The following is a 14,620-nucleotide window of genomic DNA, read 5'->3' as shown; positions in this document are numbered from 1 at the left end:
CTTCGACGTTTCCCCAGGTGACGGAAATGTTGGCCGCGTCCTTACGTGGGAACCCAGGGCGGCCTTTGATCACACCTTGGGGGTAGGATCCAGCCATGATCTTCGGCCTGCTCGCCTACCTGCTGTGGGGACTCTTCCCGGCGTTCTTCCCGTTGCTGCTCCCGGCGGGTGCGGTGGAGATTCTCGCCCACCGCATCGTGTGGACGGCGGTGACCATGTCGATCCTGCTCACGGTGGTGAAGGGCTGGGGGCAGTTGCGGCGGGCATCGCGACGCACCTGGGGGCTGCTCGTGGCCGCCGGCCTGCTCATCTCGGGCAACTGGGGCATCTACGTCCTGGCGGTGAACACCGGCCACGTCGCCGACGCGGCCCTGGGATACTTCATCAACCCGCTGCTGTCGGTGCTGCTCGGCGTGGTGTTCCTGGGAGAGCGCCTCAATCGTTTCCAGACGGTCGCGGTCATCATCGCCGCGGTCGGCGTACTGCAGCTGACATTCTTATCCGGCCAGGCCCCCATCATGGCCCTCGGCATGGCGATCACCTTCGGTTTCTACGGTCTGGTGAAAAAGCGCGTGCAGGTCTCCCCCACGGTCTCCCTCACCGCCGAAACCCTGGTCATCGCCCCTCTGGCGGTCATCTACCTGCTCACCATCGACGGCACCTTCCTCACCGAAGGCCCCTCCCACACAGCACTGCTCGTGGCCTCCGGCCTGGTCACCACCCTGCCGCTGCTGTTCTTCGGTATGGCCGCCAAACGCCTGCCGCTGTCCACGATCGGCATGATCCAGTACCTCACGCCGACGATGCAGATGCTGTGGGCGCTGTTTGTCACCCAGGAGTACCTCTCCCCCGCACGCTGGCTGGGGTTCATCATCATCTGGATCGCGGTGGCGATCTACGTGGCCGACCTCATGCGGCGGTCTCGATCCAGAAATGGCAGGTCGGTGTAGTCACCCCGAGCGAACGCGCGAAATCGTCCACCGGGCGGATGCGTTCGAGTACTCCCCCGCACGCCCGGATGACGCTTATCGACGCCCCGTTGTCCTCCCGGCAGCACAACAGCACCCGCTGCAACCCGAGACCGTGGGCCACGGTGAGAACCTCGCGCAAGGCCTGTCGCGCCAGGCCCCGGCCGCGTGCCGAGGGCCGCACCCCGTAGCCGATGTGGCCGAACAGTTCCGCCAGGGCAGGGCTGTTGATGGAGTGCCGCAGCTGGATCGCACCGAGGTACTCGTTGTCCTCGACCATCCAGAGGTTGGTGTCGGCGACCAGGCCCTCGGGCACGTCATCGGAGTTGAGCCGCTCAACCCAGGCCGCGAAGTCGAAAGGATCGCGCAGATCGAGACCGCGGGCCTGGTGGGTGGCCGCGCCATCCTGGTCCAGCGTGCCCCACTCCTCGAGGGCCGCGAGCCAGGAGGCGTGGAGGTCAGCGGTGGGAGTCACGAGTCTCATGGCACCTCCACCGGGCGCACCCCGAAGCGACCCCAGGCGGCATCGGCGGGCAGCACCTCGATCGTCGCCACCTCCTCATGCTCCGACAGGCTCCGGAGAACGTCGCCGTTGTCGCGGATGACGGCGGCGTCGATAAGCTCCGGGGACGGAACACCTTGGAGTGAGTCACCGATCCGGTCGAGCTCGCGCTGGAACACATCTCCGCGGTCCTCACCGGCGATCGGCTCGGGCAGCGGGAAGGGCGCCGCCATCGCGACGATCATGGCGTTGACGCGGTGCACGTTCTCCAGCACTTCGCCGGACGCGGCCGGAGACAGCCCGGTGGTGAAGGTCACGAGGGCGTAGACGGGCTGGTCCTCGGGGGCGTCGAGAAGCGATGTTTCGGCGCGCTCGGAATACGCCTGGAAGCTCTCGTCGAGCTCGGTGCCCAGCATGTCACCCTGCGGCGCGACGGGCTTGTGCGTGGCGTCATCGAAGAATGCGATGACCAGCACGCCGAGCAGGCCCACGATCGCCAGCGCGGCGAGGCTGCGGCGGATCATCCGCGGATCACCTCGAGGGCATGGGCGAGATCATCCGGGTAGGGCGCCTCGATCTCCATCCATTCGCCGCTGCCCGGGTGGTGGAATCCGAGGCGAACGGCGTGCAACCACTGCCGGATGAGCCCCAGACGCTCAGCCAGGCCGGGATCGGAACCGTACATGGGGTCGCCGACACAGGGGTGGCCGATGGCGGAGGTGTGCACCCTGATCTGGTGGGTGCGGCCGGTCTCCAGGCGCACCTCCAGCAGGGTGGCCTCGCGGAAAGCCTCGATCGTCTCGTAGTGGGTGACGGCCGGCTTGCCGTCGGTGGTGACGGCGAAGCGCCAGCCGGCGGAGGGATGGCGCCCGATGGGGGCGTCGATGGTCCCGGTGAAGGGATCCGGGTGCCCCTGGACGAGAGCATGGTAGACCTTGGACACCGTGCGGTCGCGGAAAGCGTTCTTGAGCACGGTGTACGCCCGCTCGGAGGCGGCCACCACCATGACACCCGAGGTACCCACATCGAGGCGCTGGACGATGCCCTTGCGCTCGGGGGGACCGGAGGTGGAGATGCGGAAGCCGGCGGCGGCCAATCCCCCGACCACGGTGGGGCCCTCCCAGCCGACGGTGGGATGGGCGGCCACGCCGACGGGCTTGTGCACCGCGATGATGTCGTTGTCCGAGTAGAGGATGTCCATGCCCTCGACCAGTTCCTCCCTGGGAGTCAGATCAGGGGCGGCCGGGAGGGTCACCTCCAGCCAGGACCCCTCGTGGAGGCGGTCGGACTTGCCCACGGGTTGTCCGTCGACAAGCACATCGCCGTCGCCGGCCAGATCGGCGGCGACGGTGCGGGAGATGCCGAGGAGTTTGGACAGCGCGGCGTCGACACGCATGCCGGCCAGGCCCTCGGGAACGGGCAGGTTGCGGGTCTCCCGGCTCATGTGCGACGCTCCTCGAGGAACATGGCCACGACGAAGACGACGACACCGATGGTGATCGCCGAGTCCGCGATGTTGAACACCGCGAAACCGCCGACGGAGATGAAGTCGACGACGTGTCCGAACCAGAAGCCCGGCTCACGGAACAGACGGTCGATGAGATTGCCCAGCGCGCCACCGGCGATGAGCGCCAGACCCACCGCCTGCCCCCGCTCTGTGATCCGCGGCGCGGCGATGGCGATACCGACGACGAACGCCAGCTGAATGGTGGTGAACAACCAGGTCGAATTGGCCCCCATGGAAAACGCCGCACCCGGGTTGAACAGCAGGAAGAACCGGAACCAGTCGCCGATGACCGGCACCGGGACACCGGGTTCGAGCCACGCCAGCATGATGGCCTTCGTGGCCTGATCCACGGCCGCCACCGCGAGGATGATCACCGCCATGACCCTGACGTGTCTTTGGACGGGTGCTGTTGCTCGCGTACTCACGCGGTCCATCATTCCCCACCACGGCCTTGTCGGTCCACCCGGTGACCTGCCTGCGGTAGCGTTGACGGGGTGTTGTTCCGACATTTCCCCCGCGCACTCGCCGCCGTGGCCACCGCCACGGCGCTGACCCTCACCGCCTGCACCAGCGAGGAGACCGGTCCGCAGACCGAAGCCGCCGTCGGTCTGCCGGTCGATGCCGCGCGCATCACCGTCGAGTCCGTGGGCACCGCCGATCGCGTCCTGGAGTACTCCACCGACGGTGAGCAGTCCGTGTCAGTCGAGGTCGCAGACGGTTTCAACCAGGTGCTCATGCAGGCCGACGCAGTGGACGTTCAGGCTCCGGCGGGTGGGGACGTCACCCGCCTCACCCTGCCGATGGAGGGCCGCACGGCGGCCGCCGAGGATCCCGCCGAGGGTGAGCGCGACGCCACCCGAGATGTGGAGTTCGCCGTCGGCCAGCCCTCCCCCGATGACCTGGAGCTGGTCGACGACGTCCGTTCCGCCGAAGGTTTCATCCTCGGGTGGCGGGCGGAGGATGACGGGCAGGTGTCCACCGTGCGTCTGGCCGCCCCGACCGCAGCCACCGACGAGGGCCGCGCCGTGGTCGAGCAGGCCCTCATGACGGTGCTCAGCCTGCCGGTCATCTTCCCGGAGGAAGCCGTCGGCGAGGGCGCCACCTGGTCGGTGGACACCCGCGTCACCGGGGACGCGACGCTGCTGCAGACCGCCACGTACACCATCACCGCCATCGACGGTGACCGCATCGCCCTCGACGTCGACGTCCAGCAGCGTCCCTCCCTCGGCGCCCTGACCATGGAGGACGGCCAGTCGCTCAACGTGCTCAACTCCAACACCACCAGCGAGGGCTCCCTCACCGTCGACCTGGGCCAGCCCCTGCCTGTCGACGGGCGCGTCTCGTACACCACCCGCGTCGTCTACGGCGGCGCTGACTCCGACGTCCGCGTGGTCCAGGATTCCACGACTTCGCTGGCCTTCAGTTAGGACCCACCATGGCCTCTCCCCATCACATCAAGCTCGACGGTGTCAGCTTCACGTACCCGGGTTCCGTCCGGCAGGTCCTCACCGACATCACCTTCGCCGTGCCCTCCGACCATGTCACGGGCCTCATCGGGGAGAACGGCTCGGGAAAGTCCACCCTGCTGCAGCTCATCGCGGGCGATCTCGAGCCCGATGTCGGGCACATCACCAGGCCCCCGACGACCGGTTTCATCGAGCAGGAGACGCAACTGCCCTTCTCCTCCCCGGCGTCGGCGCTGATCGACGCTGCGGTGACGGAGCTGCGCGACGTCGAGAAGCAGATCGAGGTGATCTCCGGGCAGATGGCGCAGGACCCGGATCGCTGGGCCGAGGCCTTCGATGCGGCGCTGGCGACCGCGGAGCAGGCGGGTGTGTGGGAGCTCGATGCCCGCATCGCCACGGTGCTCGCCGGTCTGGGCCTGGCCAACGTCCCCCTGGAGACGACGCTGGGTGACATGTCCGGTGGCCAGCGTCGCCGCTTCGCGCTGGCCGCTCTCCTGCTGCGCCCGGTCGACGCCATGGTGCTCGACGAGCCCACCAACCACCTCGACGACGACGGCGTGGACTTCCTCATCCGGGAACTCGCGACCTTCTCGGGCCCGGTGCTGGTGGCCAGCCATGACCGCTACTTCCTGGACCAGACGGCTGATTCACTCGTCGACCTCGACCCCGGACTGGGCCATGAAGGTGGCGGCGGTGAGGGCACCCGCCAGGGCACGCAGTTCACCGGTTCCTTCACCGACTATCTCGAGTCCCGCGAGGACATCCGCCGCCGGTGGGAGGAGCTCTACACCTCCCAGGAGCACGAGCGTGTGCGGCTGGAGAAGGCGGCGGAGCAGACGGCGGAGGATGTCTTCCACAGTCAGGAATCGAAGTCCGAGGTGGGGATCGCGAAGAAATTCCACGCCGACCGCGCCGCCAAGACGGTGGGCAACCGCCTGCGCTCGGCCCGCAACCGCCTCGAGGCGCTGGAACGCGATGAACTGCCGGCACCGCCCGCGCGCCTGAAGTTCCACGGCATCCCCGAGCACACCTCGGCATCGCTCGGTGAGCCGGCGGTGTGGACCAATGACATCTGGGTCAACGATCGCCTCGGCCCGCTGACCATCAAGATCAACCCCGGCGAGCACTGGCTCATCGAGGGGCCCAACGGCGCGGGCAAGTCGACCTTCCTCAAGGTGGTGGAAGGCAAGTGGCAGATCACCGAGGGTGAGATGCGGATCCCGGAGGAGGTGGTCATCGGCCGCCTCAGCCAGGACGACGAGTGGATCGATCTGGAGCGCACTGCCGAGCAGATCTTCGCCTCGCATGTGCCCGCGGGCTCCCCCACCCTGGTCGACATGGGACTGATGAACGAGGAGACGGCCGCCCGCCCCCTCGGCGAGCTGTCCCTCGGTCAGCGCCGTCGTGTCTCGCTGGGCATCATTCTGGCGTCACCGCCGGACATCCTGCTTCTCGACGAGCCCACCAACCACCTCTCCCTCGCCCTCGCGGAGGAGCTGGAGGTGGCGCTGGCGTCGTTCCCGGGCACGGTGCTCATGGCCACGCATGACCGGTGGATCCGCCGCAGGTGGGCGGTACGCACCGACGGCCGCGGCAGGGTGCTGTCCCTGCCCGGCCGTCGGGATGACTGATTACTGCGCGGGGGCCTCTTCGACCGGAGCCTCCTCAGCGGGAGCCTCCTCCGGGGCCGGGTTGTAGTCCAGGCACATCTGCGGCACCTGCTCCGGGGCGACGGTGTTGGTGATGAGGGTGCAGGCCCACGACTGGGACAGCTTCCAGGTCTCGTCCTCGTAGATGAACTCGACGTTCTCGGCCGGCTGGGCCTCGGAGTCCGGGAGGATGAAGTTGACGGAGGCCAGGACCGAGTCCGGGGTGTAGCCCGGCAGCACCGGGTTGACCACCTGGAACTGAGCCCCGGACTCGGCCTGGGAGGCGGCCATGACGTCGAAGAGCTCCGGCGCCTGCTCGCCGCCCTGCACGGTGTTGACCTTCTCCTCCAGCGGAACGTTGGGGTCGGTGGCCTGGGAGAGAATCGCGTTGAGCTCGTCGGCGGTCGGCAGAGCCGGAGCGGCGGCGGTCTCGGTGGTTTCCGTGGCCGTGGTCTCCGTGGTGGTCGTGGTGTCACCGTTGCCGTTGTCGTCGCCGCAGGCGGCGAGGGTCAGAGCCGTGCCGAGGGCGGCGGTGATCGCGGTCATCTTGCTCAGCTTCACGGGAAAATTCTCCTGTAGATTGGGGCGCGTCTGCGTTGATGGTACACGTGTTGAAGATGTGACAACACTCCTTGTGGCAGGCTGGGGGCATGACCCGCATTGCGTTGCTCACCACGGGCGGCACCATCGCCTGCACCACCGACTCCGCTGGAGCCCTGCGCCCCACCGTGACCGGACAGGAGCTGCTCGACGCCGTCGCCGAGCACGTCACCGCCGACGTCACCGTCACCGAGTTGACCCGCCTCGACTCCTCCGCGATCACGCTGAAGGACCTCGACGGCCTCATCGCGGCCGTGCACGGGGCGCTGGAGGACCCGGATATCGACGCCGTCGTGGTCACCCACGGCACGGATTCCATGGAGGACACCGCTTTCGCGCTGGACTGTTTCCACACCGATGAGCGCCCCGTGGTCCTCACCGGAGCCCAGCGTGCCTTCGACCACCGCGAGTCCGACGGCCCCGGCAACCTCATCGACGCCCTCCGTCTGGCCGCCGATCCCCTCGCCCGCCGCCAGGGCGTGCTCATCGCCTTCGGCGGGTGGACCATCCCGGCGCGCGGCGCGGTCAAGCGACACACCACGGATCTCGACGCCTTCATCTCCACCGTGCCCCGCGAGGCCCGCCGACCCGCAGGACTGCCGGTCACACCGTTGGACGGCGTTCAGGTTCCGGTCCTGGCCGCTTGGCCCGGCTCCGATCGCGTGCTTATCGACGCCGCCGTCACCGCCGGCGCCCAGGGCATCGTCATCGAGGCCCTGGGGTCCGGCAACATCGGCCCGGAGATGGGCGCGGGCGTGGCCGCCGCCCTGGAGTCGGGCATCCCGGTGGTGATCACCTCCCGGGTCCCCGCAGGTGAAGTCTCCCTGTCCTACGGCGGCTCAGGGGGTGGTGCGACGCTCGGTTCGGCGGGCGCACTCAGTGCGGGACACCTCCGCGCCGGACAGGCTCGCATGGCCATGGTGGTCGCCCTGGCGTCCGGTAGACACGTGTCTGACCTGCTCCTTTAAGCGCCCTACCCCCGAGGATCACCCCCATGTCCGGGGTGCCGTCTATCGTGACATTCGAACGCATGAACGACACACGATCGAAGGGGGGTGATCCCCATGTCCCAGCCCGCATCCTGGTCCGTCCTCAATTCCGGCAGCCTCTACTCACAAGCCCGCCGTGCGCGCATTGCCGCCGAATACGAGTATTGGCGCATCCTCCGGCCCGTCACCGAGCTCGCCTCGGAGGAGGACTGGACGACCGTGTGCACCATGCTCTACCGGGACACCGGGATGGCGAAGTCCATCATCTCCCGCAACTTCCACGCGCTGGAGACCCTGGACAAGCTGCCCCGCCTCCGGGCTCTCATCAGGGAGACCTACCTCCTCGATCTCTACCACCTGTCGGTCATCGACAAGGCCATCACCAAGGCACCGGTCGAGGTGCAGCAGGATGATTTCACCTGGCGGTGCCTCGATGAGGATCTCATCGCGCTGTTCACCCCGAAGCGGCCCCAGCAACTACTGCCGGGGACCCGCACGATCAACAACACCGTCGCCGACACCATCGCCAGCGTGACCGCGAAGGCTGCCCCACAGGTCCCCTCTCCGTGGGGTGCCCCGGCTCCCGAGACCGAGGACGGCCCCGTCCCCTGTGAGGACCCGGCAGCCACCATGCGCAGTCTGCCCCCGGTGGATGACGCAGCCAAGATCTCCAGTCTGTTCATCGAGTCCCTCGACGATGGCCGCATGAACTTCTCCCTCACGGTCGACGAGGCGACGGGAGTGCTGATGACCGACGCCATCTTCCAGGCCGCCAGCACCAAGGGCGTCGACAAGGCGACAGCACTGGTCCAGCAGGTGCTGGAACCGGCGTCGATCAACGTCAACACTCTCCTCTACACCGCCTCCGACGTCGATGACTCTCCCGTCTACCACCCGACCACCGGCATCCTCAGCGAGGAGGCTGCGGCGACGCTCGCGGACATGGTCACCCGCACCCTCGACATGGATGCCGCCCAGGACATGGAGACGGGCCCTCACGACATGACGTTCCCCCAGCGCGCCTTCATCATCGGTAGGGACTGGATCTGCCGCTGGCCCGGCTGCAACGCGCAGGCCACCCACCTCGACGCTGACCACCGCATCAACCACGAGGACGGCGGCCCCACCCGGGCCGACAACATGGTCATGTTGTGTCGGCACCACCACAACCGAAAGACGGACCAGCAGGTGACCTATCTGCTGGATCCGGTCACCGGGGACGTCTACTGGCACTTCGCCGACGGTACCTACGCCGTCGACCTGGCCACCGGCCCCCTGGCCCCGCGGCAGCGACGGTGGGTGAGCACCTTTGCGCAGCGCACCGCCACCGCCCGGAAGCGAGCCGCCGCCAAGGCCGCCGCCGAGGAGTTCGAGCGTTACCAGGCGGCCAACCAGCCTCGGGGCGCACCGACACCCTATGATCCGGTGCTCGTACACCACCGGGCACCGCCGGACGAGGACCCTCCTCCCTTCTAGTCCTGCTTTTCCAGCCACTCGTCCCAGGCCAGACTGGCCACGGGGTCGGCCGGACGGAGGTCGGGATCGTCCACAGCGAAGGTGCGGGTCCTGCCCGGCCCGGTAGCGCGCGTCTCGAAACGTACCGACACGATCCCGTGTCCGGTGCCCTGTACCCAGCCGTGCCCGTGGTCCGGGTGGAACACATCCTGGGTGGCCCGCCAGCCGGTGTCCTCCTCCTCCACCTCCACGACAGGTTCGACGATGTGATCGCTGACCCCGGTCTCGAAATCATCATCCGGGCTGGCCACCACCACCTGCTGGTCGAGTTCCGGGAAGAGCACATCCTGCTGCGCGGTCTCCAGTCCGGTGAAACCGACACCCACCAACCGGATCGCCCCCACCTCGCCGGGGTAGCGCACCAGCCGGAAAGCGGTGGCCAGCAAAGTGTCGTAGTTGTCGGTGGCATAGGGAAGGGTGGCGGAGCGGGACTCGATCCGGAAGTCGGACATCTTGAGTTTGACGGTGACGGTGCGGGAGCCGCGGCCGTCGATAAGCAGGCGCCGGTGGGCGGCCTCGGCGGCGCGGGTGATGGCGGCGTCGACCTCCGGGCGCGTCGTCAGATCGCGCGGGTAGGTGTACTCGGCGGAGATGGACTTGGCCTCGGCGCGCGGTTCGACGGGGCGCTCGTCGATACCGTTGGCCAAAGCCCACAGACCAGGGCCGACGGTGCCGCCGAGGGAGATCTCGACCTCCTTCGGGGTCAGGGCGGCCAGATCCCCGATCGTCTCCACTCCGATCTGGGAGAGTTTGGTGCGGGTGACCGGGCCGACGCCCCACAGCTCGGAGACGGGCATGGGATGGAGGATCTCCAGTTGCGTGTCGCCGGGAATGACGAAGGTACCGTCGGGTTTCGCCCGTCCGGAGCCGATCTTGGCGTACTGCTTGCCGGTGCCGGCACCGATGGAGGACGGCAATCCCGTCTCCTCCCGAATGAGTGCGCGGAGCTCATCCGCCCACTGTCTGACCTCGGCGGGGGTGGCGCCGACCAGGGCCTCGGGTTCCATGAAGGCCTCGTCGATGGACAGTTGCTCCACCAGCCCGACGTGGGAGGAGATGAGCTCGAAGACGCGTCTCGACGCCACCGCGTACACCGCCTTCCGCGGCGCGACCAGCACCGCGGAGAATCCGACCAGGCGCGCGGCCTGGTGCGTGGGCATGGCGGAACGGGCGCCGAATCTGCGGGCCTCGTAGCTGGCACCGGCCACCACTCCCCTGCCGGACACCCCCGCCACCAGCACGGGGCGGCCGCGGAGGGTCGGCCGGGTCAGCTGCTCGACGGAGGCGTAGAACGCGTCCATGTCGATGTGGAGAACCCAGCGTTGCATAGGTACAGGTTACGGGCGTCGTAAAGCAACGGCGGCAACGACCAGCACGATGCCCACCACTTCCGGGAGCGACAGCCACTGGCCCAGGGCCACCGCGCCGAGGACGGCGGCGACCACCGGCAGCAGCGCCTGCAGGAGCGCGAAGTAGGAGGACCCGGCCATCCGCATGACCACCTGGTCAAGGGAGTAGGGAATGACCGCCGACAGCACGCCCAACCCGAGTGCCAGGCCGAGGAGCATGGTCGCGGGGGTCTCGACATGCTCCGGCCACCCCCACACCACCAGTGGCAGGGCGAGCACGGCCGCCATGGTGAAACCGGTGGTCATGGACTTGCGCGGGCTGCTCACGGCGATGCGCGAACCGACGAGAATGTAGACCGCCCACAGTCCGCCGGCCAGCAGGGCGAAGCCGAGCCCCACGGCGGCCGTCGACCACACGGCCCCGGAAATGACCACCACTCCACTCGTGGCCAGGGCCAACGCGAGCCAGTCACGGATCGAGCGGGAGCCCACCGCGGCGACCAGCACCGGACCGAGGAACTCCACCGCCACGGCGGTGCCCAGGGGCAGGCGGGCGATGGACTCGTAGAAGGCCATGTTCATGCCCATGGTCGCCAGGCCGTAGATGAGGGCCGGGACACTGCGGAAATCCGCCAGGCGCGGGCGCACCAGCGCCAGCAGGATGACGGCGGCGGCGGAGATGCGGAACCAGGCGACGATGGCGGGCGGCAGGACGTCGAAAAGCCCGACCGCCACGGCGGCTCCCGCGTACAGGCTGACACCCGACGCGATCATCACCGCCGGAGCGCGGAGGTTCATCGCTTGACGACGGTCGCCTTCACTCCGGAGACCACGTCATGCGCCTCGCCCAGATCCTCGGTGGTCACGTCCAGCTCGAGGGCCAGGACTTCACCGGCGATGAGATCGCGGTGGCGCTGCGCCCACTCCAGCTTGTCCTCCGGAACGGAAAGGACGACGCTGATGCGGTCGGAGACCTCCAGGCCGCTGGCCTTGCGGGCATCCTGCAGACCGCGGATGACATCCGCGGCCCAGCCCTCGGCCTCCAGCTCCTCGGTGACCTCCATGTCGAGGACGACGAGGCCGTCGAGGCCGTCGATACGCGCGGTCGACTCCGGGTTCGCGGCGACGAGGCGCTCGGTGTACTCGTCGGCGTTGAGCTCGATGCCGTCGGCGACGACCGTGTCACCGACGCGCTCGTAGTTGCCCGCCTTGACGGCCTTGATCACGCGCTGGACGTCCTTGCCCAGGCGCGGGCCGGCGGCACGGGCGTTGACGACGACCTCGAAGGTACCCACGGCGTCGACATCCGAGGTCAGCTCGATGTTCTTGACGTTGACCTCGTCGCGGATGATGGCGGCGAAGGGCTCGAGCTGGCCGGAGTCCGGCAGCGCCACGGTCAGGGACGGCAGCGGCAGGCGGTTGCGCAGCTTGTGCGCCTTGCGCACCGAGGAGGCTGCGGAGCAGACACCGCGGGTGGCGTCCATCGCGGTGACCAGGTCGGCATCCGCGGGGATGTCCGCGGCCTCCGGGAAGTTGGCCAGGTGGACGGAGCGCTCACCGGTCAGGCCGCGCCAGATGACCTCGGAGGTCATCGGCAGCAGCGGGGCGGTGACGCGGGTGAGCACCTCGAGCACCGTGTAGAGGGTGTTGAAGGCCTCCGGGTGCTCCTCGTCGCCGAGCCAGAATCGGCCGCGGGAACGACGCACGTACCAGTTGGTCAGCGCATCGGCGAACTGGCGCACGGCATCGGTGGCGTCGGCGATGTCGGTGTTGTCCAGGGAAACGCGGACGGTGCCGACCAGGTCATGCAGCTTGGCCAGGATGTAGCGGTCGAGGACGTCCTCGGAATCCACGGACCACTGCGCCGGCTGCGAGGAGTACAGCTGCAGGAAGGAGTAGGCGTTCCAGATCGGCAGCAGCGCCTGGCGCACGCCGTCGCGGATGCCCTGCTCGGTGACGATGAGGTTGCCGCCGCGCAGGATCGGCGAGGACATGAGGAACCAGCGCATGGCGTCGGAGCCGTCGCGGTCGAAGACCTCGTTGACGTTGGGGTAGTTGCCCTTGGACTTGGACATCTTCTGGCCGTCATCACCCAGCACGATGCCGTGGGCGACGACCTTCTTGAACGCCGGGCGGTCGAACAGGCCCACCGAGAGCACATGCAGCAGGTAGAACCAGCCGCGGGTCTGGCCGATGTACTCCACGATGAAGTCGGCCGGGTTGTGCTCCTCGAAGAACTCCTTGTTCTCGAAGGGGTAGTGGAACTGCGCGAAGGGCATGGACCCGGAGTCGAACCACACGTCCAGCACATCCGGGACACGGCGCATGGTGGACCGGCCGCTCGGATCATCCGGGTTCGGGCGGGTCAGCTCGTCGATGTAGGGGCGGTGCAGGGACGTCGGGCGCACGCCGAAGTCGGCCTCGAGCTCGTCGAGGGAGCCGTAGACGTCGATACGCGGGTACTCGTCGTTGTCGGAGACCCACACCGGGATCGGCGAACCCCAGTAACGGGAGCGGGAGATGTTCCAGTCGCGGGCGTTCTCCAGCCACTTGCCGAACTGTCCGTCGCGGACGTGCTCCGGCAGCCAGGTGATCTCCTCGTGGTTGAGTTCGACCATGCGGTCGCGGATCTCGGTGACGCGGACGAACCAGGACGGCAGCGCCATGTAGATGAGCGGCTCGCCGGAACGCCAGGAGTGCGGGTAGGAGTGCTCGATGGTCTGGTGGCGCACCACCCGGCCGCGCTCCTTGAGGTCGCGGATGATGTCCTTGTTGGCGTCGAAGACCAGCTGGCCCTCGTACTCCGGGACCTGGGAGGTGAACTTGCCGTCCATGTCGACGGGGATGACCACACCGATGCCGTACTGCTTACAGGACTCCATGTCGTCCTCACCGAAGGCCGGGGCCTGGTGGACGACACCGGTGCCGTCCTCGACGGTGACGTAGTCGGCGAGGATGATCTGGAAGGCGTTGGGCTCGTCGGCGAAGTAGTCGAAGATGGGCTGGTACTGCAGGCCCTCGAGCTGAGCGCCGGCGAGCGTATCGACGACCTCGTGCTCCCCGAACTCCTTGGCCAGGGTGCCCACCAGCGGGGCGGCCATGAGGTACACGCCGTGCTCGGACTTCACCAGCGCGTAATCGACCTCCGGGTGGACGGCGAGCGCCAGGTTCGACGGCAGGGTCCAGGGGGTGGTGGTCCAGGCCAGCGCGGCGGCGTCGGCAAGCAGGGGCTGGGCGGCGAGCGACTTTTCCGCGGCGGAACCGGCGACGGCGCCGGTCACCGGGAAGGTGACGGTCAGCGTGGGATCCTGGCGCATCTTGTAGGAGTCGTCGAGACGCGTCTCCTGGTTCGACAGGGGCGTGTGCTCGGCCCAGGAGTACGGCAGGACGCGGAAGCCCTGGTAGATCAGGCCCTTGTCGTAGAGCTGCTTGAAGGCCCAGATGACGGACTCCATGTACCCCGGGTCCATCGTCTTGTAGCCGTTGTCGAAGTCGACCCAGCGTGCCTGACGGGTGACGTACTCCTTCCACTCCTCGGTGTAGCGGAGCACGCTCTCGGCGCAGTACTCGTTGAACTTCGCCAGACCCATGTCCTCGATCTGGCCCTTGTCGGTGATGCCGAGCTGCTTCTCCGCCTCCAGCTCCGCCGGCAGGCCATGGGTGTCCCAGCCGAAGACGCGGGGCACATGGTGCCCGGTCATGGTGCGGAAACGCGGGATGATGTCCTTGACGTAGCCGGTGAGCAGGTGGCCGTAGTGCGGCAGGCCGTTGGCGAAGGGCGGGCCGTCGTAGAAGACGTACTCCTTGGCTCCCTCGCGCTGGTCCAGGGAAGCCTGGAAGGTACCGTCCTTCTTCCAGTAGTCGAGGACGATCTCCTCCATGTCAGGGAAACGGGAGGAGCCCCCGGTCATGTCGACCTTCGGGTAGACGCCGCCGACGGCGGTCTTCTTCTGCTCGGACATATCTTCCTTCACTCACGAACGGGACAGGCGGTGCAGGGACGCATGTGCTGCGCGGTACCACCCTGCTTGGGTGCCACGGCACCCCACTTCGTTCATGGTGATCCGGTTCTACT

General features: G+C 68.0%; 13 protein-coding genes. 5 read left to right on the top strand and 8 right to left on the bottom strand.

What is annotated here, in order from left to right; all coding sequences use genetic code 11:
• The first annotated feature begins 95 nt into the window (after positions 1-95).
• The gene (gene rarD, locus Q4F73_RS00750) at positions 96-950 is read left to right on the top strand and encodes an EamA family transporter RarD (RefSeq protein ID WP_303357432.1); all 855 of its coding nucleotides are present in this window, start codon (positions 96-98) and stop codon (positions 948-950) included.
• Here rarD and Q4F73_RS00745 read toward each other — a convergent pair.
• Genes Q4F73_RS00745 through lspA form a run of 4 tightly spaced genes read right to left on the bottom strand, consistent with a single transcriptional unit; the run spans position 910 to position 3,414 of the window.
• Positions 910-1,452, bottom strand: a complete 543-nt coding sequence (locus Q4F73_RS00745) for a GNAT family N-acetyltransferase (protein ID WP_303357431.1) — start codon at positions 1,450-1,452, stop codon at positions 910-912. The genes rarD and Q4F73_RS00745 overlap by 41 nt on opposite strands.
• The gene (locus tag Q4F73_RS00740) at positions 1,449-1,994 is read right to left on the bottom strand and encodes a hypothetical protein (protein WP_303357430.1); all 546 of its coding nucleotides are present in this window, start codon (positions 1,992-1,994) and stop codon (positions 1,449-1,451) included. Before Q4F73_RS00740 ends, Q4F73_RS00745 begins: the two co-directional genes overlap by 4 nt.
• Positions 1,991-2,914, bottom strand: a complete 924-nt coding sequence (locus Q4F73_RS00735; RefSeq protein ID WP_303357429.1) for an RluA family pseudouridine synthase — start codon at positions 2,912-2,914, stop codon at positions 1,991-1,993. Before Q4F73_RS00735 ends, Q4F73_RS00740 begins: the two co-directional genes overlap by 4 nt.
• Positions 2,911-3,414, bottom strand: coding sequence for a signal peptidase II (gene lspA, locus Q4F73_RS00730; protein ID WP_303357428.1), 504 nt, complete (start codon positions 3,412-3,414; stop codon positions 2,911-2,913). Before lspA ends, Q4F73_RS00735 begins: the two co-directional genes overlap by 4 nt.
• A 57-nt stretch (positions 3,415-3,471) precedes the next feature.
• On the opposite strand from lspA, the gene Q4F73_RS00725 reads away from it, so the two are divergent.
• On the top strand, positions 3,472-4,404 hold the full coding sequence (locus Q4F73_RS00725; RefSeq protein ID WP_303357427.1) for a hypothetical protein: 933 nt from the start codon (positions 3,472-3,474) through the stop codon (positions 4,402-4,404).
• Between the two features lie 8 nt (positions 4,405-4,412).
• Positions 4,413-6,074 carry an ABC-F family ATP-binding cassette domain-containing protein gene (locus Q4F73_RS00720; RefSeq protein WP_303357426.1) on the top strand — a complete coding sequence of 554 codons (1,662 nt, stop codon included), beginning with the start codon at positions 4,413-4,415 and terminating at the stop codon, positions 6,072-6,074.
• Here the strand turns inward: Q4F73_RS00720 and Q4F73_RS00715 are convergent, their stop codons facing one another.
• Complete coding sequence (locus tag Q4F73_RS00715) at positions 6,075-6,653, bottom strand: hypothetical protein (protein ID WP_303357425.1); 579 nt, start codon at positions 6,651-6,653, stop codon at positions 6,075-6,077.
• 89 nt (positions 6,654-6,742) lie between these two features.
• Between Q4F73_RS00715 and Q4F73_RS00710 the strand changes: the two genes are divergently transcribed.
• Positions 6,743-7,660: an asparaginase gene (locus Q4F73_RS00710; RefSeq protein ID WP_303357424.1), complete on the top strand. Its 918-nt coding sequence runs from the start codon at positions 6,743-6,745 to the stop codon at positions 7,658-7,660.
• A 96-nt stretch (positions 7,661-7,756) separates the two neighbouring features.
• A complete protein-coding gene (locus Q4F73_RS00705; RefSeq protein WP_303357423.1) occupies positions 7,757-9,157 on the top strand; it encodes an HNH endonuclease signature motif containing protein in 1,401 nt (466 codons plus the stop codon).
• On the opposite strand, the gene Q4F73_RS00700 is transcribed toward Q4F73_RS00705, so the two are convergent.
• From Q4F73_RS00700 to ileS, 3 genes are read right to left on the bottom strand one after another with little or no spacing between them, the layout of a single operon-like run.
• Positions 9,154-10,524 (bottom strand): DNA polymerase IV, encoded by a 1,371-nt coding sequence (locus tag Q4F73_RS00700; RefSeq protein ID WP_303357422.1) that lies wholly within the window; start codon positions 10,522-10,524, stop codon positions 9,154-9,156. The genes Q4F73_RS00705 and Q4F73_RS00700 overlap by 4 nt on opposite strands.
• Before the next feature lie 9 nt (positions 10,525-10,533).
• Positions 10,534-11,343 (bottom strand): DMT family transporter, encoded by an 810-nt coding sequence (locus tag Q4F73_RS00695; RefSeq protein ID WP_303357421.1) that lies wholly within the window; start codon positions 11,341-11,343, stop codon positions 10,534-10,536.
• Positions 11,340-14,507 carry an isoleucine--tRNA ligase gene (gene ileS, locus Q4F73_RS00690; RefSeq protein ID WP_303357420.1) on the bottom strand — a complete coding sequence of 1,056 codons (3,168 nt, stop codon included), beginning with the start codon at positions 14,505-14,507 and terminating at the stop codon, positions 11,340-11,342. Before ileS ends, Q4F73_RS00695 begins: the two co-directional genes overlap by 4 nt.
• Positions 14,508-14,620: the final 113 nt, after the last annotated feature.

Origin of the sequence: Corynebacterium sp. (assembly GCF_030535495.1) — a bacterium.
Taxonomy (GTDB): domain Bacteria; phylum Actinomycetota; class Actinomycetes; order Mycobacteriales; family Mycobacteriaceae; genus Corynebacterium.
Note: the sequence above shows the minus strand (reverse complement) of the source record. Positions and strands in the feature narration are given on the sequence as shown.

Bases quoted from the DNA above. Each gene is read 5' to 3' on its own strand.
- rarD (WP_303357432.1), top strand. From the start codon at position 96: ATGATCTTCGGCCTGCTCGCCTACCTGCTGTGGGGACTCTTCCCGGCG.
- Q4F73_RS00745 (WP_303357431.1), bottom strand. From the start codon at position 1,452: ATGAGACTCGTGACTCCCACCGCTGACCTCCACGCCTCCTGGCTCGCG.
- Q4F73_RS00740 (WP_303357430.1), bottom strand. From the start codon at position 1,994: ATGATCCGCCGCAGCCTCGCCGCGCTGGCGATCGTGGGCCTGCTCGGC.
- Q4F73_RS00735 (WP_303357429.1), bottom strand. From the start codon at position 2,914: ATGAGCCGGGAGACCCGCAACCTGCCCGTTCCCGAGGGCCTGGCCGGC.
- lspA (WP_303357428.1), bottom strand. From the start codon at position 3,414: ATGATGGACCGCGTGAGTACGCGAGCAACAGCACCCGTCCAAAGACAC.
- Q4F73_RS00720 (WP_303357426.1), top strand. From the start codon at position 4,413: ATGGCCTCTCCCCATCACATCAAGCTCGACGGTGTCAGCTTCACGTAC.
- Q4F73_RS00710 (WP_303357424.1), top strand. From the start codon at position 6,743: ATGACCCGCATTGCGTTGCTCACCACGGGCGGCACCATCGCCTGCACC.
- Q4F73_RS00705 (WP_303357423.1), top strand. From the start codon at position 7,757: ATGTCCCAGCCCGCATCCTGGTCCGTCCTCAATTCCGGCAGCCTCTAC.
- Q4F73_RS00700 (WP_303357422.1), bottom strand. From the start codon at position 10,524: ATGCAACGCTGGGTTCTCCACATCGACATGGACGCGTTCTACGCCTCC.
- Q4F73_RS00695 (WP_303357421.1), bottom strand. From the start codon at position 11,343: ATGAACCTCCGCGCTCCGGCGGTGATGATCGCGTCGGGTGTCAGCCTG.
- ileS (WP_303357420.1), bottom strand. From the start codon at position 14,507: ATGTCCGAGCAGAAGAAGACCGCCGTCGGCGGCGTCTACCCGAAGGTC.